Here is a 20454-nt window from a genome sequence, read left to right as displayed (position 1 = left end):
CGCTCTTTCACTCTTTCCCTCTTTCGCTCTTTAAATCATGTTTTCATTAGTTAATAAAACGGCACTAATTACCGGTGGGGCCAGCGGAATCGGGCTCGCGATTTCGCAGACGTTTGCGAAGGCCGGTGCCACTGTTCATATTCTTGAGTTAAATATTGACCAGGCACAGCAGGTAGCCAACGACCTGACGGCACAGGGTGGTAAGGTGTTTGCCCATGCCGTAGATGTATCGAAGCAGGCCAATGTCGACGAGGTAATCAATGGCATTGGGGCGCACGAACCGGTTCATATCCTGGTCAATAACGCCGGTATCGCCCATATCGGTACGGCAGAGACAACGTCTGAAGCCGACTTTGAGCGCATTTTCAATGTGAATATCAAAGGGGTGTATAACTGCGTCCATGCGGTGATTCCGCACCTGAAAGCCAACGGCGGCGGCGTGATACTGAATATGGCGTCAATTGCGGCTACAGTCGGACTCCCGGACCGGTTTGCCTATTCGATGAGTAAAGGAGCGGTAGTGAGCATGACCCTGTCCATTGCGAAAGATTACCTGAAGCATAACATCCGGTGTAACTGCATTTCACCGGCCCGCGTCCATACGCCGTTTGTCGACGGTTTTCTGGCACGGACCTACCCGGGTCAGGAGGCAGAGATGTTTGCCAAACTAGCTGCTACCCAACCGATTGGCCGGATGGCGAAACCGGAAGAAGTGGGTGCGCTGGCGCTCTACCTGTGTTCCGACGAAGCCGGCTTTATTACCGGCTGCGACTACCCAATCGACGGTGGTTTCGTCCGGCTGAATAACTAGCCTTAAAAAGTGGTGGCACGACTTAGACAGAACGCCTGCCGGTCGGAGACGCCCGGTCGTGCCACCAATATATACTACTTTTGTCATCCCGACGTCAGGTTTTGACAAAAGTATGTTTTACTGCTTTTCCACCTCTTTCTGCTTTTCCTTTTCTTTCTTTTTGAAATAGCCTTTCAGCAGAAAATTATGCTGAGCCGCTTCGAGGTCTTCGTTTAGCAGCACACTGCCCCTGTTCAGGTTCTGAAGGGTATTTTTCAGGTTTTTCGCCGTTTCTTCGTCCTGCATCAGCACCCCGAGTGGTGAGTTCGGCGAGTTCAGTTTGTTGGTCGTTTGCTCCAGATTACGGGTGATGACCGCTGCCTGATTCGTTACGCCAACGGCATTATCAGATGCCTGCCGGAGCTTCTGTGCCGACGCCCGCAGACTCCGGAAGACCGTCGTATCGGTCACCAGTTCGTTGGCCAGCGCTCCTTTCGTATTCATTTTTGCGGCAAACTGCGAAAGAGAGCCGGAAACCCGTGCGGCACTCTTCGAGGCGGCCTCCATATTTTTGATCGTATTCCGGAAGTTTTCAGCCAGCATCGTATCCGTCAGTACGGCGCCTACGGTGCCTTTGCCGCGCTTGATCTTCCCAACCATCTCCTTAAAATCCTTGGTTACCTGCAACAGGTTCTGGTTGTTTTCCTGCAAGGTTTCCATGATCTGATCGGAGCTCAGGGCAGCCTGTGTTTTCAGAATGTCACCGTCTTCCACCGGCTCCACTTTAGGGGTCCCGCCGATGATCAACACAATTTTATTACCGATCAAGCCATCCGAACTGATCGTCGCTTTTGCATCCTTCCGGATGTATTGCTGTGATTTTTCTTCGATATTCATCTCGACTTCCACCTGCGAAGTGCCGTAAAAAAACACCCGCCGGACCGTTCCGATTTTTACGCCCGAAAACCAGACGTTGTTTCCGGCCTTTAACCCGCCCACATCGTCGAAAATTGCATTAACCCGGATTGAGCTGGTAAACCGCTTCTGCTGGCCACCCAGGATCAGAATGCCTGCCACCAAAATCAGCAAGCCAAGGGCCACGAAAATGCCCACAATTATGCCCCGTTTATTATCGCCTTTCATAGTACTAATGAGTGATTGAGTGAATGAGTGTGTGAAGTGTTACTGAATAAAATTGTAATCGTAAAACGCCTTCACCCGCTCATCGTCTGTATTAAATACCTCATCAAACGTTCCCTGGCGCTCAAAACGGCCGTCGAGCAGCATCGCCACCCGGTCGCCGGTCATTTTGGCACAGGTCAGGTCATGGGTAATAATGATCGACGAGGTATGATTGCGTTCCTGCACTTCATTGATCAGGTTGTTGATATCGATAGACGTAATCGGGTCAAGACCGGCGGTTGGCTCATCATAGAGCATAATTTCCGGTTTCAGAATCAGCGTCCGTGCAATGCCGATCCGTTTACGCTGCCCGCCCGATAGTTCCGACGGCATCTGGTTGATGGTTTGTGAGAGACCGACGTTTTCGAGTACCTCTTCGACGGCGGCGTCAATATCGGCCCGACTCAGGTCCCGCACATTACGCACCAGCGGGAACTCCAGATTTTCGCGCACGGTCATACTATCGTAGAGCGCACTGTTCTGAAACGAGAACCCGATTTTAAGCCGCAGCTGGTCCAGTTCTTTAGGTTTCAGACTGGCTACATCGTCGCCCAATACATTGACCGAGCCGGCATCGGGTTTCAACAATCCCGCAATGATTTTGATCAGTACCGACTTACCGGTACCCGACCGCCCCAGTACAACCAGGTTTTCGCCCTTGAAAATATCCAGATCGACACCACGCAGGACATGCAGGTCTCCGAACGACTTTTTAAGCCCTTTAATCTGAATGACGGCATTGCCACGGTCGATTTCCTTATGTTTTTCTTCCATAGTGATCAGCCGCCACGTAGCGCGGAAACGATTTGAAGTGCGAGTAATTCTTCAATAAAGACCAGAAACATCGAGGTAACCACCGATGCATTCGCGGCTTTGCCGACGCCTTCGGTACCTTTCGAGGAGTTATACCCCTTATAGCTCCCGACCATGCCGATTGTAAACCCGAAAAAGAATGACTTTATCACAGACGAAAACAAGTCAAGGTAGGTGATGGCCCCGAACACCTCCTGGATAAACGACGGAAAGCTGGTCTGTTCGTTAGCCGTAACATTGACAAATGCGCCCATCAACCCGACAAACATGGTGTAGAGCGTCAGTACCGGAATGGTCAGCGTCGTAGCCAGCACCCTCGTTACGACAAGGAACTTATAGGGGTTGGTAGCCGAAACTTCCATGGCGTCAATTTGTTCGGTTACCCGCATGGATCCCAGTTCGGCACCAATGTTTGACCCTACCTTCCCGGAAGCGATCAGGGCTGTTACGAGCGGAGCCAGGGCCCGTACCAGAGCAATGGCGATCAGCGACGGTAACCACGAGGTCGCTCCGAACTCCGCCAGCGACGGACGCGACTGATTCGTAAAAACGATCCCGGTAATAAACCCCGTTAACGAAATTAATCCGAGCGATTTATACCCGACAGCATAGCACTGCCGGATGATTTCCTTGCCTTCGTAAGGAGGTACAAACACCTCCCGGAAGAACCGTGCCACAAACTGGGCCACGTCATTCAGATCCAGAAAAACCTGATCTAACCGTCTGGTGATTACCGGCTTTTCTGCTTCTGCCTCATCTGGTTTAGTGTTAGGTTTCGACATAAAACTTGTGTAGTGGTTGGGTGTCTGATGTGTGTAGCATCTGACCAAATGTAGGATTATAACGGTATTGTTCTAAACTGGTTTGATTTTGTTAGGAATAGGACTTTCCATAAAAAACTATTACTTTACTGCAACGTAAACCATTCTCGCACGTTTATCTTGAAATTTTCAGAATTTGGCTTCGATGACCAGCTAATGGAAGGCATCGACGCCATGAACTATCAAACGGCAACTCCTGTTCAGGAACAGGTTATTCCGGCAGTACTGGCGGGCCAGGATATCCTTGTTTCGGCACAGACCGGAACGGGCAAGACAGCCTCTTATCTGTTACCGATTCTTCATAAACTCAGCATCGCTTCCGGCGACGACGGATCAGTTAAAGCACTGGTCATCGTTCCGACGCGGGAGCTGGCTATTCAGATCGTACAAAATCTGGAGGGTTTCTCCTACTTTACCCCTGTCAGTTCGATTGCCATTTACGGCGGGGCCGACGGCAACGCGTTCAGTAAGGAACAGCGCGCGCTGACTACAGGAGCCGACATTGTTGTCTGTACGCCCGGCCGGCTCATCAGCCACCTCAATATGGGGTATGTCAGTATCAAACACCTGCAGTTTCTGGTTCTGGATGAAGCCGACCGTATGCTCGACATGGGTTTCCATGGCGATATACTCAAAATATTGTCATACTTACCGCCCAAACGCCAGAACTTATTTTTAACGGCGACCATGCCGCCGAAAATCAAGGAACTGGCACGGCGTATCCTGCATGAGCCGCTGGAAATCATGCTCTCGATTTCGAAGCCGCCGACACGGATCAAGCAGGCCGCTTTCATCATCTATCAACGGCAGAAGAATCCGCTGATTGCTTATCTGCTGCGGCAGCACAACTTCCCGTCGGTACTGATTTTCTGTTCGCGGAAAGAGAATGTCAAACAGCTGGTTTTTGAACTGAAGCAGGCCAAATTCGCCGCCGATGCCATTCACTCAGACCTTGAGCAGGGCGAACGGGAGCAGGTGCTCAGCCGGTTTAAGCACCGGCAACTGCCCATTCTGGTGGCAACCGACATCGTTTCGCGGGGTATCGATATCGACAATATCAACCTGGTCATCAACTACGATGTACCGCACGACGGCGAAGATTATGTCCACCGCATCGGCCGGACGGCCCGCGCCGAAACCGATGGGATTGCCTACACCTTTGTCAGCGAAACCGAGCAGCGTAAGCTGTCGGCCATTGAGCGACTGCTGGGCGAAGACATTCCGAAAGGCGAGGTCCCGGCTGAGTTCGGCGACACCCCTGCCTACCAGCCGAACAGCCGGCGCATGGGCGATCCGCAGCAGAAAGGCCGCAAGAAACCCGGCAAGAGTAAGCCGAAAACGGGGGACTCCGGCGAAATGCAGCCGCAGGGACAGGATAACAAAAGATCTAAATCAAACCGGCGCAACAACAACAAGCCACGAAACGCCGCGGCTGAAGGTAATACACTGGCTCAGTCTGCGACGGATCCGGTCCGGACTGAAGCCGCTCCTGCCCCGTCGCAACGTGCGGAAAGCCTTTCCGATGCATCCGCTCCGGTCGCAGCCGACGGTACAGCTCCCGTCCGTAAAAAGCGCCGCAACAAGCGCCGCAAGCCGAAGCCGGAGGCAGGGGCTGGCAATACAGAAAATTAATCATCACTCAAGGCGCTTTGGGTGAATTACAGGTATTCCGGGTGCATGATAAAATCTACCCGGAATACCTGTGTCGATTAATTTTTTTTCGACTTATAGCTAAAGCTCTACTATTCTATCGTAGGAAAAAGAGGCAGCATAAAAAGGCTGTTAGCTATACTATTGCGCTTAATAATCTCCCCGCGCCGGGTAAGTTCAACGCGGTACGTTCTTTGATAGCTATACAGAACGCGCTTACTGATCTTATTACCGAATGGATACGACTGACAAAAACGAGTCAACCACCGACGCTTCTTCACAAAATCCTAAACTCCGCTCCCAGGAATGGTTCGGCCGCACCGGCAAGGACGGCTTTATTTACCGCGCCTGGATGAAAAATCAGGGCTTCCCCCATCACTTATTCACGGGTGAAAAACCGGTCATCGGTATTTGTAATACCTGGTCGGAACTGACGCCGTGCAACGCTCACTTCCGCGAACTGGCCGAAGCCGTTAAGCGGGGGATCTGGGAGGCCGGTGGTTTTCCGCTGGAGTTTCCGGTGATGTCGCTGGGCGAATGCCAGATCAAACCAACGGCCATGCTGTTCCGGAACCTGGCGAGTATGGATGTTGAAGAAAGCCTGCGGGCCAACTCCCTCGACGGGGTTGTGCTGATGTGTGGCTGCGACAAAACAACGCCATCGCTCATCATGGGTGCCTGTAGCGTAGATATTCCGAGTATTGTCCTGTCGGGCGGACCGATGCTGGCCGGCCGCTACCAGGGGCGCAAGATTGGCACGAGTGATCTGTGGCGCTTCGCCGAGGATTTTAAGACGGGAGCCATGTCGCAGGAAGAGTTTGTCACAGCCGAAGCATGCATGGCCCGTAGTCAGGGACACTGCGCCGTGATGGGCACCGCTTCTACAATGGCCGCCATGGCCGAATCCCTGGGGCTGGCCTTACCCGACAACGCCACAATTCCGGCGGCCGACTCGCGCCGGAAAGTAATGGCCCACATGGCCGGTATGCAGATTGTCGAGATGGTACGCAAAGACCTGAAACCGTCGGATATTCTGACACGGGAAGCGTTCGAAAACGCCATCATGGTCAACGCAGCCCTGGGCGGTTCAACCAACTTTATCATTCACCTGCTGGCTATCGCTGGCCGGATCGGTGTTGACCTCAGCATCGATGATTTCGACCGGCTGTCGGCCAATATTCCCTTACTGGCCAACCTGCAGCCGTCAGGCGAACACTTTGTCGAAGACCTGTTTTATGCCGGTGGCCTGCCGGCCATCATCCGCGAGCTGCGGGGTGTGCTGCATAACGAAGCCATTACAGCCAACGGCAAAACTATTGGCCAGAACTGCGAAAAAGCAGCCTGCTATGACCGCGAAGTCATTGCGTCAGTCGATGAGCCGTTTAAGCCCGAATCAGGGATTGCGGTGCTGAAAGGGAATCTTTGCCCGAACGGGGCCGTATTGAAGCCGTCGGCCGCCACCCCTGCGCTCATGAAGCACACCGGCCGCGCGGTTGTTTTCGAAAATATTGACGACTACAAAGCCCGCATCGACGACCCTGATCTGGACGTTGACCCGACCTGTGTGCTGGTGCTGAAAAACGTTGGCCCGAAAGGCTATCCCGGCATGCCCGAAGTAGGCAATATGACCCTGCCGAAAAAGATTCTGGCGCAGGGCGTACACGACATGGTACGGATTTCGGACGGCCGGATGAGCGGCACAGGCTTCGGTACGGTGGTGCTGCACGTATCGCCTGAATCGGCGGTGGGCGGCAATCTGGCCCTCGTACAAAACGGCGACCTGATCACGCTGGATGTAGAACAACGGCTGCTGCACCTGCACGTCTCCGATCAGGACCTGGCCGCCCGTCTGGTACACTTCAAACCGATTGACCTTGGCTACAACCGTGGGTATGTCGGTATGTATATCCGCCACGTCACCCAGGCCCACGAAGGCGCCGACCTCGACTTCCTGAAAGGCTCGTCAGGCTCGGTGGTGAAACGGGACAGTCACTAAAGACTATGTTTGACTATGATTGACTATGATTGACTATGATTAGCATGATTAAATGACGGACTATGATTTTTAAAATTATGTGATTGAGTTTTTTTTGAGCTTAATCATTCAATCGAAGCAATCATAGTTCATCCTTTAATCATACTAATCATAGTCCGTCCTTCAACCATACTAATCATAGTCCATCATTCAATCATAGTCCGTCATTCAACCATACTAATCATAGTCCATCATTCAATCATGCTAATCATAGTCCGTCATTCAATCACAGTGATAGTCGGTTTTTAATATCCCGGATGCGGTCATTGAAGTTGAGTTCCTGAAAGTTCAGGTGCGGGACCTGTGTGACTTCCAGAAGCTCCATCACCGCCGGATGATGGGGAATACGCTTGCCGGTTTCCACACTGATGTATTTTGAGGTTACCCACAACACATTTTTCAGCTGCGTCTTCGAATCATCGGTCATATAGTATTCGGTTACGGTTGTGTCGGTATCATAGAAGATAAGCCGTGACATAACCCGTACCCATTCGCTCACCTGTGCCGGGCGGATGTAGGCAATCTGATGCTGATACACTACCCAGCTGGTTTTAAACTCCCGGAACATCTGTCCCGGGTTAAAATCATAGAGTTTGGCCACCTGGTCTTCCCGTGCATTGAAGTAATAATCAAAGTATTTGGCATTATTCAGGTGCTGAAGCGGGTCACAATCCTGAAACCGGATGATCATACGGGACTCGGTTTCGGTGGGGTAGCTTTTATAAGGATCGCGTTTAAACATGAGGTTATTGTTGTTTATTCGTTTAACAAAATTGAGCGAAAAGTATTTATCAATGTAATCTGCTTCCAGATATTTGCGTTAGTTCAATACTTTCAACTAAAAACCATAATTTCTATGCTGAAACAAACCTTTTGGGTAGTCGTACTGGTATTTTTCGTAGGCATCTTTTCTGCACACGCACAAAGCAATCCCGACGCCATTGTCGGCACATGGCTCAACGGTACTAAAAAGGGGCATATCCAGCTCTATAAACAAGGGGACAAATATTTCGGTAAGATTGTCTGGCTGAAAGAGCCCAACGATCCCGCAACCGGCAAGCCTAAAACAGACGTAAAAAACGAAAATGCAGCCAACCACAACCGTCCGGTTCTGGGTCTGGTAAATTTAACTAACTTTGAATACGACGGCGGAAATGTATGGGATGAAGGTAAAATCTACAATCCCGAAGATGGCAAGACCTATTCGTGTAAGTTAACGCTCAAAGACGCGAATACGCTCGATGTCCGCGGCTTTGTCGGTATATCACTGATTGGAAAAACACAAACCTGGACACGGGTAAAATGAGTCAGACCTTGACTGATCAACCAGTATATTGTGACACACTGATTATCGGGGCAGGCCCGGCCGGATTAGCGATGGCCGGGCAGCTGGCCCATCACAAACAGCCTTTTACCATCATCGAAGCCTCGGAACACATCGGCTTCTCGTGGCGGACACATTACGACCGGTTGCACCTGCATACGGTAAAGGAGCATTCGGGCCTCCCCCATTTTCCGTTTCCCGACGATACCCCGACTTATCCCTCGCGGCTGGATGTGGTCGATTACCTGGAAGATTATGCCGCTCATTTCGGGATTGCTCCGCTTTTTAATCAGCAGGTGCAGCAGATCCGCCGACAAGCCGACGGACAATGGCGGGTGCAGACCGGCACCGATACGTTTCTGGCCCGGCAGGTAATTGTGGCCACGGGATATAACCGCGTACCTAATCAGCCGGAACTGCCCGGTCAAACTAATTTCCGGGGCATTATCTGGCACAGCCGCGATTACCGCAACGGCTCCCCGTTCCGCGACGAGAACGTGCTGGTGGTAGGTATGGGGAATACCGGCACCGAACTGGCCCTGGATTTATACGAATACGGTGCCCGTCCGGTTATCTCGGTCCGGAGCCCGCTGAACATCGTTAAACGGGATACCTACGGGCGTCCTGCCCAGCCCACGGCGATCTTTCTGAGCCAGTTCCCCGACTGGCTCTACGACCTGGCATCGGGGCTTTCACAACGGCTCGGCGTCGGCGATCTGTCGGCCTACGGGCTGCAAAAACCGCCCTACCCGCCTTCTTACCAGATCCGGAAGCTGGGCAAAATTCCGGTTATCGACATTGGTACGGTAGACGCCATTAAGGCCGGCCATATCGGCGTAAAACCGGGTGTGCAGCAGATTAACCGCGAGTCTGTTACCTTTACCGACGGCAGCGAACTCCCGTTCGACGCCATCATTCTGGCTACCGGCTATCGCCCGGGCCTGCAAACGCTGCTCGGCGACGATTTATCGGCGCAGGTGCTGAACGAAAAAGGCTATGCCCGTCAGTTATGGTTTGATACGCCCGCGCTGGCGGGACTCTGTTTTCTGGGCTTTGCGACTCCCCTGACCGGCATCCTGCGCGGGGTACGGCTGGATTCAGAAAAAATCATCAAGCACCTGATGACATCCGCCAAAGCCCCCCGGCCGTAAGCCGTTGACGGGCCATTACCAGTTAAATCAGCCCGGCTATCGGGAGTATTGGTAACTTTTCCGCAAAAATTGCTGTTACCCTTCCGAATCGACCTCTACCTGCTGCCCGTGAACGAAGAAAAAAAGAGTGGTCAAATTTTTGATCTCGTTACCCTAAGACGTTTATACGCATTTATACGGCCTTATCAGCGCCAGTTTTATTTACTTGTTTTTGTGATTCTGCTGGGGGCCTGTCTGTCACCGCTGACTCCGTTACTCATTCGCTATACGATTGATAACGAGGTAGTCGCCGGTGACTATGCCGGTCTTACCCGCATGCTGCTGATCATGGTGGCCGTGCTGGTTTTGTCGGCGATTGTACAGTTTTCGAGCACGTACATGTCGGGCTGGCTAGGCCAGCATATCATCCGCGACATCCGGATTCAGCTGTATCGCAAAATATTAAGCCTTCGTCTTAAATTTTTTGACAACACGCCCATTGGCCGGTTAGTAACCCGTACTATTTCAGACATTGAAACCCTGGCCGACGTATTCAGCGAAGGCATGGCAGCTGTGGCAGGTGATATTCTGCAGCTCGTGCTGATTATCGGCGTTATGTTCTGGACCGACTGGCGGCTGGCCACTATCAGTCTGTCGATGGTTCCGCTGATGCTCTTCAGCACCTACGTGTTCAAGGAGAAAATTAAGGACTCGTTTAACGAAGTCCGGGCGGCGGTCTCTAATCTTAACTCCTTTGTACAGGAGCACATTACGGGCATGAGTATTGTCCAGATTTTCAGTAGTGAAAAAATCGAAGCGGAGAAATTCCGGGCCATCAACAACGAGCATCGTAAAGCCAATATCCGGTCTATCTGGTATTACTCGATTTACTTTCCCGTCGCCGATATTCTGTCGGCTGCCGGTACCGGGCTGGTGGTCTGGTACGGGGCGCGGGAAATCCTGAATGAGCAGGTAACGTTCGGGACCGTCACGGCCTTTGTGATGTTTATCAACCTGTTTTTCCGCCCGATCCGGATGCTGGCCGACCGCTTTAATACCCTGCAAATGGGCATTGTCAGTACCGACCGTATTCTGACCTTGCTCGACAGCAACGATTATACTGTCAACAACGGGTCGTATGTGCCGGACCATCTGCGGGGCAACGTCACGTTCGACAAGGTATGGTTTGCCTACAACGATGAAAACTATGTATTGCGGGATATTTCGTTTACCGTAAACGAAGGGGACACGGTCGCGTTTGTCGGCGCAACCGGAGCCGGTAAATCATCGATTATAAACCTGCTGAGCCGTTTTTACGACATCAACCAGGGCCATATTACCGTCGATGGCGTTGATCTGCATGAGTACGAACTCGGATCGCTGCGCCGGAATATCGGGGTGGTGTTACAGGATGTGTTTCTGTTTTCGGATACGATTGAAAACAACATTACGCTCGGCGACAAGAGCATCAGCCGTGAAAAAATGATCGAGGCCGCTAAGCTTGTCGGCGTACATGACTTCATTGAGCGCCTGCCGGGTGGATACGACTATAACGTTATGGAACGCGGAGCGACTCTGTCTGTCGGCCAGCGTCAGCTGATTTCCTTTGTCCGGGCCATGGTGCAGGATCCGAAAATCATCGTACTCGACGAAGCTACCTCATCGGTTGACACCGAGACGGAAGAACTGATTCAGGAAGCAATCGGTAAACTCATGAAAGGCCGGACAGCCATTGTGATTGCTCACCGGCTGTCGACCATTCAGAAAGCCCATAATATTATTGTCGTCGACAAAGGCCGGATCATGGAGCAGGGCACCCACGAGGAACTGCTGCAACACGAAGGATTTTATGCCAACCTTTACCGGATGCAATATAAGGAAATGGCCTAGCTCTGATCGATGGCATCGTAGACGAGCCCGGTCGCAATGGCATATACCGCATGATGAAGAGCGTCGGTCGCAATGGCCTGAGGCTCTTCTTCGTTTATAGGGGGAGCCAGTTTCAGGTTCGGAAGCATGATCTGTTCGGTCCCCCAAACAGCAACAAAATGCGCCAGTGTCGCTTCCCAGCCCTTCAGGCCTGCCAGCGTCAGCAGTCCGCGCGGAATTCCCCAGGTGGTGCCGTAGGTATAGTGTACTTCCTGAGATACTTTTTCTTTCTGTTGCTTATTGGTCGGTTTCACATCAAGCACCTTTGCGACAGCATCGGCCGGTACTGTGCTTGGCTTCCGTTCGGTCAGCTTCATTTCGATCATTTGCGAAACGGTCATTGCCAGTGTGCCGGCCAGGCCCGCCAGTACCCCGACTCCGATGGCCGTTCCGACCTCTCTTACCAGACTGTTGTTCGTATGCATGGTTTTCTGTTGTTAATACGTTCTTGCCAAACCCGACGATTCTCCTGAAACGTCATCTTTCTTCAACCCGGGTTGTCCGGCTTTGTTAAGAATCCTATTTTAGTGGTCCGGTTCTGATGTCTATTCAACTTTATCAACCTGCTATGCGCCGATTCTTATCCGTTCTCAGTATTGTTCTGGTTACGCTCACCAGCGCTCCGGAAAGCAAGGCCCAACCTACCGGAAAGGCCGCCCCCGTTATAGGCTTGCTGGGTGCATTTGATGCGGAGGTAAAACTGGTGATTGAATCCCTGCATTCACCGGTAATACGCGAAATCGAAGGCATACGCTTCACAACAGGCGACCTGGGCGGGAAGCAGGTGGTGGTTGCCGAAACGGGAGTCGGCAAGGTGAATGCCGCTATGACCACCACCCTGCTGCTAACCTATTTCCACCCCACGTCGGTGCTATTTACGGGTATTGCGGGTGGCCTCCATCCATCGTTACAGCCCGGCGATCTGGTTATTTCGCGACAGACCGGCTATTACGACTACCGCACCTTAACGGCCGACCAGCAACCCAACTTCCGGACACGGAACCCCATCAACCGGCAACTGAATCCGGCGTATTTCCCCGCCGACTCCATCCTGCTGCTCAGGGCGCAGGCCGTAGCCCGGTCGATGGCCTTTGCCCCGATTCCCGGTGCTTCGCGCCCCCCGTCGGTAATGACAGGGACCGTTGTTACGGGTGATCAGTTTGTGGCTTCTGAAGAGCTGGTTAACCGGCTGCGTACCGACTTTCAGGCCGACGCGACAGAAATGGAGGGAGCGGCCGTGGCGCAGGTCTGTCATCAGTTGCATGTGCCGTGTCTGGTGATCCGGAGCATGAGCGACAAAGCCAACAGCAACGCCCGCCGCGATATGTACGCTTTCCTGAGCGTTGCCGCAGCCAACTCCGCGAATCTGGTCATGGCGATTGTGAAGGGGTTATAACAAAGCATGCCGGTCGCCCGGCATGCTTCAGATCCATGAATTACACTTATACCTACTGCGACACCTGCCAGGCAGCAATTTTCCAGCTTCCGCCGGCTTCGTTCAGTACGCCGGTAAATGGCTTTTTACCGGCCCCGGCACTCACGGTGCCTGCTGATACAATTACTTTTTCGTCCACCATTGTGGCCTGGTCAACCTGTACGGCCGCGGTTCCGGTGGCGGCAGGCAGTGCCAGCACATCGGCCTTTGTTTTAAATGTGCTGTCGCCGGTATTCACCAGCGCTTTGTCTGTCAGCAGCCTGGCAAGCGAGGCGGTATCTCCGGCCGTCATGGCTTTCTGGAAATCAGCGGTCACTTTCCGGGCAATGGAATCGGCAGCGGCCTGTGAGAGGCCCCGCTCCTTCCGCTTCGGCCCGAACAGCTTTTTACCGGCATTAGCCAGATCTTTGAACACCGGCCAGTCGGCGGCAATACCGGTCGTAAACAGAGCTACAACCAGCACCGGAATGATCAGCTCCCGCTTAAGCCCGCCCCCTTTCCGGTTGATTGAATACCCCTTTATAGAAGCCCAGTTGTTGGTGATATGAAAAACAGCGCCGCTGAAAAACAAAATACCCATCCAGGCATGGGTATGATCGATAATGTGATTGCCCTGACCGAAATAAATTAATAAACCGGTTGTAGCCAGCACGGCAAAACTGGCAGCCACCGAAAGGCTGACAAAATGCTTAGATTTCATAGGTAACAGGATGTTAGGTTATGTACAGCCACAAATGTATGGGTTACCAATACCCTGGCAAAGCGCAGCAGCCATTAAAATAACCGAAGCCCCGTTTGTCCGCTTCTGCCCCGGACAAATCATAAGAAACGTTAAATTAACAGCGTCAATCACAACCCTTCCGGGGTTAAGTAGCATCTTCACACAATATAACAAAACCAGTTTTGCACCACATGCCTTTATCACGTTTGCGTTACCTCCTGCTTTTTTGTTTCTGCTGTCTTTCCGGTAACCGGACTTTTGCTCAGTTTCCGACCAACCTTGGTTTCGAACGAAAAGCCGGTAATACCGGTTTGCCCGCCGAATGGAGCTCCGGCGAGGTCGAGGGCTATAAAATGTACCTTGACTCATTAGTGCGTCAGGAAGGGAGCTACTCGCTCCGGCTCCAGTCGGCACCTGATGCCAAAGCACAGTCGTTTAAAGCCTTTTCCTTTGTTATACCGGCTAATTTCAGCGGTAAGGAGATTGAATTGAGCGGCTATATCAAAACCAGCTTTGTTACCGGTTATGCGGGACTCTGGATGCGGATCGACGGCACCCGCGGTGTTCTGGAGTTCGATAACATGCAGAAACAGAACATCAAAGGCACCGCCGACTGGAAACTGTATTCGATTAAGCTGAAACTGCCCAAAGACGGCGAGCAGATTTACATTGGCGGCCTGCTCTCCGGCGAAGGCACCGTCTGGTTCGACAATCTGACGCTCAAGGTCGACGGGGCGGATATGTCGGCCATCAAACTGAACGCCGAACGGCAGGTGAAGGCGTTGCAGGATACGGCTTTCCGGAAAGGAACCACCATCAGTCTGGGCGTGCCGACCAAACAGCAGATTGCCAACCTGGCCGTGCTGGGCCGTGTCTGGGGCTTTCTCAAATACCACCATCCGGCCGTGGCTGCCGGTGATTATAACTGGGACAACGAACTGTTCCGGATTTTGCCGTCTGTACTGGAGGCTGCCTCGGCCGACGAACGCAGCAAGCTACTGACTGTCTGGCTCGATAAACTCGGCCCTCTCCCTGCCGACAAGGGCACGGATACCAGCCGTATTGATGATGTCGTATTAACCCCTGACCTTCGCTGGCTCAACGACAATAAACTGTTTTCACCAACCCTGAGTCTCCGGTTAAACGAGGTTTATCAACACCGGAACAGCGGACGGAATTATTACATATCGCTCGTTCCCGGGGTGCAGAATCCACAGTTTCAGCATGAAGATACGTACCCGGGCATGAACCCGACCGATGGCGGGCTACGGATGCTGAGCCTGTTCCGGTACTGGAATATTATTCAGTATTTTTTCCCCTATCGTCACCTGATCAAAGAAGACTGGCCTGCTGTTTTGGATGAGTTTATCCCCGTGTTTGCCATGGCCAATACCGCCGAAGCCTATACGCTGGCCACCATGGCCCTCATTGCCCGCGTACAGGACTCCCATGCCGGTATCTGGGGGAATAGTCCTGCGCTGGATAAATGGAAAGGTCTTTACCGCGCACCGGTACAGGCACGGTTTGTCGACAATCAGGCGGTTGTAACAGGGTATTACCATCCGGAAAAAGGAGCGGCATCCGGTCTTAAGACAGGCGATGTAATTACCCACATTGATAAACAGACGATTGCTGACTGGGTAAAGCAAAAATTCCCTTATTATCAGGGCTCTAACGAACCGACGCGGCTCCGTAATATGGCACAGGACCTGTTGCGCGGCAGTTCAGCGGAGGTCGACGTAAGTATCACCCGCGACGGAAAGCCGATGACATTAGCCGTTAAGCGGTACCTCAGAAATGAACTGCCGATGAACCTGAATCTTGACTGGATGAGCGTCCCGCACGATACCAGCTTCCGGATGTTGCCCGGGTCTATCGGACTGATTTTCCCGGCCAGAATCAAAAACAGCCACGTTCCGGCCATCCAGAAAGCGACGGCCAACGCAAAAGGCATTATTGTCGATATGCGGTGCTACCCGGCTGATTTTATTGTTTTCACGCTGGGCAATTACTTCGTTGACAAACCAACCCCATTTGTTAAGTTTTCGTATGGCAGCATTGCCAACCCCGGCTTGTTCATGATGTCTTCTCCGCTCAATGTGGGTAAAAAAGGCGGAGCGCATTTTCCGGGGAAAGTAGTGATTCTGGTGAACGAACTGTCGCAGAGCAACGCCGAATATACCACCATGGCCTTCCGGGCATCGCCCAATGTAGTAGTTGTTGGCAGTCAGACGGCCGGTGCCGACGGTAATATCTCCCAGTTCTACCTGCCGGGTGCTATTTCAACGGCTATCTCGGGCATTGGCGTTTATTATCCCGATGGCCGGGAAACCCAACGTATCGGCATTGTGCCGGATGTGATGGTTAAACCGACTATTGAGGGCATCCGCAGCGGCCACGATGAGCTGATGCGGAAGGCCATTGACATCATAAACGAGTCAGGCAGTACGAAGCCATGATTATTTTTCGGGTGATGGATTCTTTTACCAGAGACGATCAATCACCCGACTATGGCTTATTTGAATCTAGATAGTGTTAAAGACCGCACCTATGATGCCATCGTGGTGGGCACCGGTATCAGCGGGGGCTGGGCGGCCAAAGAATTAACCGGAAAAGGACTGAAAACGCTGGTGCTGGAACGCGGGCGGCCTGTACAACACGTCACCGATTACCCAACGGCCATGCAGTCACCATGGGAGTTTCCGCACCTGACCGAAGTTCCGGCGCTAATCAAAAAAGAGTACCCGATCGCCAGCCGCCACTACGCTTTCCGGGAAGATACGATTCATTTCTACGCTAAAGACAGTACACACCCTTACATACAGGAGACGCCCTTCGACTGGATTCATTTCTATCAGGTGGGCGGCCGGTCGCTGGTTTGGGGGCGGCAGACCCAGCGCTGGAGTGACTTTGACTTTGAAGGGCCTGCCCGCGACGGCTATGCCGTTGACTGGCCCATCCGCTATGCCGATCTCGCACCCTGGTATAGCCACGTCGAACGGTTTGCGGGGATAACCGGCAATAAAGACGGCCTTCCCAATCTGCCCGACGGCGAATTTCTGCCGCCCCACGAAATGTCGTGCGTCGAGAAATATTTCCGGAATCAGGTGGCCAGAAACTATACCGACCGCTTTGTTATCATGGGGCGGGCGGCACACCTGACAAAGCCCGCCGCCATTCACAGCCAGCAAGGCCGCGGACAGTGTCAGCACCGGACCTTGTGCGAGCGCGGATGTCCCTATGGCGGCTATTACAGTACCAACTCCTCAACCTTACCCTGGGCCGAACGCACCGGCAATCTGACCTTGCAACCCCATTCGGTAGTGCATTCGGTGATTTATAACGAACAAAAGAAAAAAGCCGTCGGCGTACGGGTGATTGACGCCCGAACCCTCGGCATGACGGAATACTATGCCAAAATTATTTTCCTAAACGCTTCGGCCCTCAATACCAGTCTGATTCTGCTGAACTCTACTTCGAACCGCTTTCCGGCGGGGCTGGGCAACGACCACGACATACTTGGCCGCTTTGTGGCGTTTCACAGTTACCGCGGACGTATTTACGCCAGCTATGACGGGCAGCTCGACTCGGCAACCGACGGGCAACGCCCGAACAGCTGTTACATTCCCCGCTTCCGGAATCTCCACAAGCAGGAAACGAGCGGTCCGGCATCCGGGTTTCTGCGGGGCTATGCCGCTACGTTTTCCGCCGACCGGCCGGCCAGACGGGATCAGTCGGGCTGGGGCGAAACGTTGAAGGAAAACCTGAACAAACGGTCGTGGAACGGCTGGAACATCGGCTCTAACATGATGGCCGAAACCATTCCGAAGGCCACTAACCGCGTTTACACCGACAGTACTTTGACAGATCCGTTCGGGATGCCACAGCTACGGGTCCATGTAGCGTATGACGATAACGACGAAAAAATCCTGAACGACTTTTTTGAGCAGTTTACGGAGATGTACACCAAAGCCGGCTTTACCAACATCCGGACGGTCGATACGCAGCGCAGGCCCGGCAACGAAAATCACGAAATGGGTGGTGTCCGGATGGGGCATGATCCGAAAACGTCCATGCTGAACCGCTGGAACCAGCTCCATGCCTGTCCGAATGTGTTTGTCACCGACGGGGCCTGCATGACCTCCACCTCTACGCAGAATCCGTCACTGACCTACATGGCCCTCACGGCGCGGGCCGCTCATTATGCCGTGAAACAACTGAAATCCGGTAAACTTTAAAACGATCAAAAACGATCAACTCCTTATGCATTCACGGCGACATTTTCTCCAGACAACACTGGGACTGGCAGGAGCCGCGGCCCTGCAAAGCGGCCCTACCCTATCGCTGGCGCGGCCTGCACCATTGGCTACCCCCCGGCTGGCTTTTTCGACGCTGGGCTGCCCGAAATGGTCGCTCGATACCATCCTGAAAACGGCGGCCGACAGTGGCTACGACGCCGTAGAAATCCGGGGACTGGAAGGCGAGCTCGATCTGAGCAAACGCCCTGAATTCAGCAGTCCGGCCGCATTGTCGGCTACGCTGCGCCGGTTCAGAGACCGGAAGCTGAGCGTCTGCGACCTTGGCTCGTCGGCCCAGATGCACCACGCCGACCCGGCCAAACGGCAGAAAAACCTGGACGAAGCCCGCCGGTTTATTGATATGGCTCAGCAGCTCGACTGCCCGTTTGTGCGGGTGTTTCCGGATAGCCTGCCCAAGGATCAGGACCGGGAGAAAACGCTTGGCCTTATCAGTCAGGGGCTGCTTGAACTGGGTAATCACGCCAAAGGCAGCAAGGTACAGGTGCTCCTCGAATCGCATGGCGAACTGGTCACCACCAACTACCTGACCCGTATTATGGGCCAGGCCGAACACCCTAACGTCGGGCTGATCTGGGATATTTTCAATATGTGGGTGGAGGGCAGAGAGGCCCCCGCAGCGGTGCATAAAACGCTCAAAAAATACATCCGGCACGTCCATGTCAAAGACGCACGCGTAACGGGTAACACGCACCAATACGTTCTGTTAGGCCAGGGCGATGCACCTTTGCAGGAGGCGATTACAGCCCTCCGCAACGATGGCTATACCGGTTTTTACAGTTTCGAATGGGAAAAAATGTGGCATCCGGAGATTGCCGAACCCGAACTGGCTATACCTGACTACCCCAAAGCCATCCGTAAATACTTTATCTAGCCCCGAAAAATCACTATTTTTGTCTGAAATAATACCAACAGACTAAAATGGAACTATACGGACAGGTGCTTTTGATTGCGATGCCCATCTTTCTGGTGGCCGTACTGGCCGAAATGTGGTATGGACGCTGGCGCGGCAAGGATACTTACCGCACCATGGACATGATTTCGAGCATGAGTTCGGGGGTTACCAACGTCACAAAAGATGTACTGGGACTGAGCATTTCGCTGCTGACCTATACCTGGATGGTCGATCATCTGGCAGTGTTCGACATTAAGGCAACTATCTGGACCTACCTGATCGCCTTTTTTGTGCTGGACTTTCAGGGGTACTGGGTGCACCGCATTGCGCATCAGATCAACTTTTTCTGGAACAAGCACGCAATCCACCATAGCTCCGAAGACTTTAATCTGGCTTGTGCGCTCCGGCAAAGTATTTCGTCTTTTGTTAACCTGTTTACGTTTTTCCTGTTACCGGCGGCTGTGCTGGGGGTTCCGGCACAGGTTATCAGCATTGTAGCCCCGTTACACCTCTTTGCGCAGTTCTGGTACCACACGCAGCACATCGACCGCATGGGCTTTCTGGAAAAAATTCTCGTGACCCCGTCCCATCACCGCGTGCACCATGCGATAAATCCGGAATATCTCGACCGGAATCACTCGCAGATATTCATTTTCTGGGACAAGCTCTTCGGAACATTTCAGGAAGAATTGCGCGACGTTCCGCCGGTCTATGGCATTACCCGCCCGTCGAACACCTGGAATCCGGTTAAAATCAATTTTCAGCACTTGTGGCTGCTGGCAAAAGACGCATGGCGTACCCAAAACACCCGCGACAAGTTCCGGATCTGGTTTATGCCGACCGGCTGGCGACCGGCCGATGTAGCCGATACCTATCCGGTTGAGAAAATTGATGATTTATACGGCTATGTAAAGTACGAGTCGAAGAGCTCCGGCGCCCTGAAAGTCTGGTCATGGATTCAGTTCGGCATCACACTGCTGTTTCTGATGTACTTTTTCGGGCATCTGGGTACGATAAAAGTACCCGGAATTTTCCTGTACGGCGGGTTTATCTTCCTCACGGTCTATGCTTATACCGAATTAATGGACCACAACCCGAACGCACTGGGCTGGGAGATCCTGAAGAATGCATTTGGCAGCTATCTCTTGTTCAGTACGGGAGACTGGTTCGGCCTCAATCACTATTTCCCGCAGGGCCTTTACCTGATTGCGGGCTATTTTGTCCTGTCAACCCTCGTTACGGCCTGGTTTGTCAGAAAAGGCATTACACCGGACAACTTTGTTACACAAGCAACTAAAAGTCAGAGTTATAGTACGTTGAATACCCATTAATGGCTGTTTCCGGCGTATACCCTACGCTCAAACATTCAATAATTTCATCCGCAAAATTCCGGGATTTATGACAGAGTCGGCT

The 20454-nt window shown here is 52.7% G+C and carries 17 protein-coding genes; 11 read left to right on the top strand and 6 right to left on the bottom strand.

Annotation, left to right across the window (positions count from 1 at the left end):
• The first annotated feature begins 37 nt into the window (after positions 1 to 37).
• Positions 38 to 811 (top strand): SDR family NAD(P)-dependent oxidoreductase, encoded by a 774-nt coding sequence (locus BLX24_RS19910; protein WP_071504951.1) that lies wholly within the window; start codon positions 38 to 40, stop codon positions 809 to 811.
• A gap of 117 nt (positions 812 to 928) precedes the next feature.
• Here the strand turns inward: BLX24_RS19910 and BLX24_RS19905 are convergent, their stop codons facing one another.
• Genes BLX24_RS19905 through BLX24_RS19895 form a run of 3 tightly spaced genes read right to left on the bottom strand, consistent with a single transcriptional unit; the run spans position 929 to position 3567 of the window.
• Positions 929 to 1933, bottom strand: a complete 1005-nt coding sequence (locus BLX24_RS19905; protein ID WP_071504950.1) for an MlaD family protein — start codon at positions 1931 to 1933, stop codon at positions 929 to 931.
• A 39-nt stretch (positions 1934 to 1972) separates the two neighbouring features.
• Positions 1973 to 2746 carry an ABC transporter ATP-binding protein gene (locus BLX24_RS19900; RefSeq protein ID WP_071504949.1) on the bottom strand — a complete coding sequence of 258 codons (774 nt, stop codon included), beginning with the start codon at positions 2744 to 2746 and terminating at the stop codon, positions 1973 to 1975.
• 5 nt (positions 2747 to 2751) lie between these two features.
• On the bottom strand, positions 2752 to 3567 hold the full coding sequence (locus tag BLX24_RS19895) for an MlaE family ABC transporter permease (RefSeq protein ID WP_071504948.1): 816 nt from the start codon (positions 3565 to 3567) through the stop codon (positions 2752 to 2754).
• 159 nt (positions 3568 to 3726) lie between these two features.
• Between BLX24_RS19895 and BLX24_RS19890 the strand changes: the two genes are divergently transcribed.
• Positions 3727 to 5238: a DEAD/DEAH box helicase gene (locus BLX24_RS19890; protein ID WP_071504947.1), complete on the top strand. Its 1512-nt coding sequence runs from the start codon at positions 3727 to 3729 to the stop codon at positions 5236 to 5238.
• Positions 5239 to 5491: 253 nt separating this feature from the next.
• On the top strand, positions 5492 to 7252 hold the full coding sequence (locus BLX24_RS19885; RefSeq protein ID WP_071504946.1) for an IlvD/Edd family dehydratase: 1761 nt from the start codon (positions 5492 to 5494) through the stop codon (positions 7250 to 7252).
• A gap of 265 nt (positions 7253 to 7517) precedes the next feature.
• On the opposite strand, the gene BLX24_RS19880 is transcribed toward BLX24_RS19885, so the two are convergent.
• On the bottom strand, positions 7518 to 8033 hold the full coding sequence (locus tag BLX24_RS19880) for an acyl-CoA thioesterase (RefSeq protein WP_071504945.1): 516 nt from the start codon (positions 8031 to 8033) through the stop codon (positions 7518 to 7520).
• 114 nt (positions 8034 to 8147) lie between these two features.
• On the opposite strand from BLX24_RS19880, the gene BLX24_RS19875 reads away from it, so the two are divergent.
• The 3 genes from BLX24_RS19875 to BLX24_RS19865 all read left to right on the top strand — a co-directional run bounded on the left by BLX24_RS19875 (position 8148) and on the right by BLX24_RS19865 (position 11635).
• Positions 8148 to 8597 carry a DUF2147 domain-containing protein gene (locus BLX24_RS19875; RefSeq protein ID WP_071504944.1) on the top strand — a complete coding sequence of 150 codons (450 nt, stop codon included), beginning with the start codon at positions 8148 to 8150 and terminating at the stop codon, positions 8595 to 8597.
• Between the two features lie 8 nt (positions 8598 to 8605).
• On the top strand, positions 8606 to 9766 hold the full coding sequence (locus BLX24_RS19870; RefSeq protein ID WP_262482996.1) for a flavin-containing monooxygenase: 1161 nt from the start codon (positions 8606 to 8608) through the stop codon (positions 9764 to 9766).
• A gap of 108 nt (positions 9767 to 9874) precedes the next feature.
• Positions 9875 to 11635 carry an ABC transporter ATP-binding protein gene (locus tag BLX24_RS19865; protein ID WP_071504976.1) on the top strand — a complete coding sequence of 587 codons (1761 nt, stop codon included), beginning with the start codon at positions 9875 to 9877 and terminating at the stop codon, positions 11633 to 11635.
• On the opposite strand, the gene BLX24_RS19860 is transcribed toward BLX24_RS19865, so the two are convergent.
• Entirely contained in the window at positions 11632 to 12099 is a 468-nt protein-coding gene (locus tag BLX24_RS19860; protein WP_071504943.1) for a hypothetical protein, read from the bottom strand. The two genes, BLX24_RS19865 and BLX24_RS19860, sit on opposite strands and share 4 nt — an antisense overlap.
• A gap of 143 nt (positions 12100 to 12242) precedes the next feature.
• Between BLX24_RS19860 and BLX24_RS19855 the strand changes: the two genes are divergently transcribed.
• Entirely contained in the window at positions 12243 to 13070 is an 828-nt protein-coding gene (locus BLX24_RS19855) for a 5'-methylthioadenosine/adenosylhomocysteine nucleosidase (RefSeq protein WP_071504942.1), read from the top strand.
• 52 nt (positions 13071 to 13122) lie between these two features.
• On the opposite strand, the gene BLX24_RS19850 is transcribed toward BLX24_RS19855, so the two are convergent.
• Positions 13123 to 13809, bottom strand: a complete 687-nt coding sequence (locus tag BLX24_RS19850) for a DUF4440 domain-containing protein (protein ID WP_071504941.1) — start codon at positions 13807 to 13809, stop codon at positions 13123 to 13125.
• Between the two features lie 212 nt (positions 13810 to 14021).
• Between BLX24_RS19850 and BLX24_RS19845 the strand changes: the two genes are divergently transcribed.
• The 4 genes from BLX24_RS19845 to BLX24_RS19830 are packed head-to-tail and all read left to right on the top strand — an operon-like array spanning position 14022 to position 20372.
• A complete protein-coding gene (locus tag BLX24_RS19845) occupies positions 14022 to 16289 on the top strand; it encodes a S41 family peptidase (RefSeq protein WP_071504940.1) in 2268 nt (755 codons plus the stop codon).
• A gap of 51 nt (positions 16290 to 16340) precedes the next feature.
• Positions 16341 to 18068, top strand: coding sequence for a GMC oxidoreductase (locus BLX24_RS19840; protein WP_071504939.1), 1728 nt, complete (start codon positions 16341 to 16343; stop codon positions 18066 to 18068).
• A 25-nt stretch (positions 18069 to 18093) separates the two neighbouring features.
• Positions 18094 to 19020, top strand: coding sequence for a sugar phosphate isomerase/epimerase family protein (locus BLX24_RS19835; protein WP_071504938.1), 927 nt, complete (start codon positions 18094 to 18096; stop codon positions 19018 to 19020).
• Between the two features lie 47 nt (positions 19021 to 19067).
• A complete protein-coding gene (locus BLX24_RS19830; RefSeq protein WP_071504937.1) occupies positions 19068 to 20372 on the top strand; it encodes a sterol desaturase family protein in 1305 nt (434 codons plus the stop codon).
• Positions 20373 to 20454: the final 82 nt, after the last annotated feature.

The organism is Arsenicibacter rosenii (assembly GCF_001870735.1).
GTDB classification, from domain to species: domain Bacteria; phylum Bacteroidota; class Bacteroidia; order Cytophagales; family Spirosomataceae; genus Arsenicibacter; species Arsenicibacter rosenii.
The sequence above is the reverse complement of the archived record's forward strand: the minus strand, read 5'-3'. Positions and strand labels throughout refer to the sequence as shown.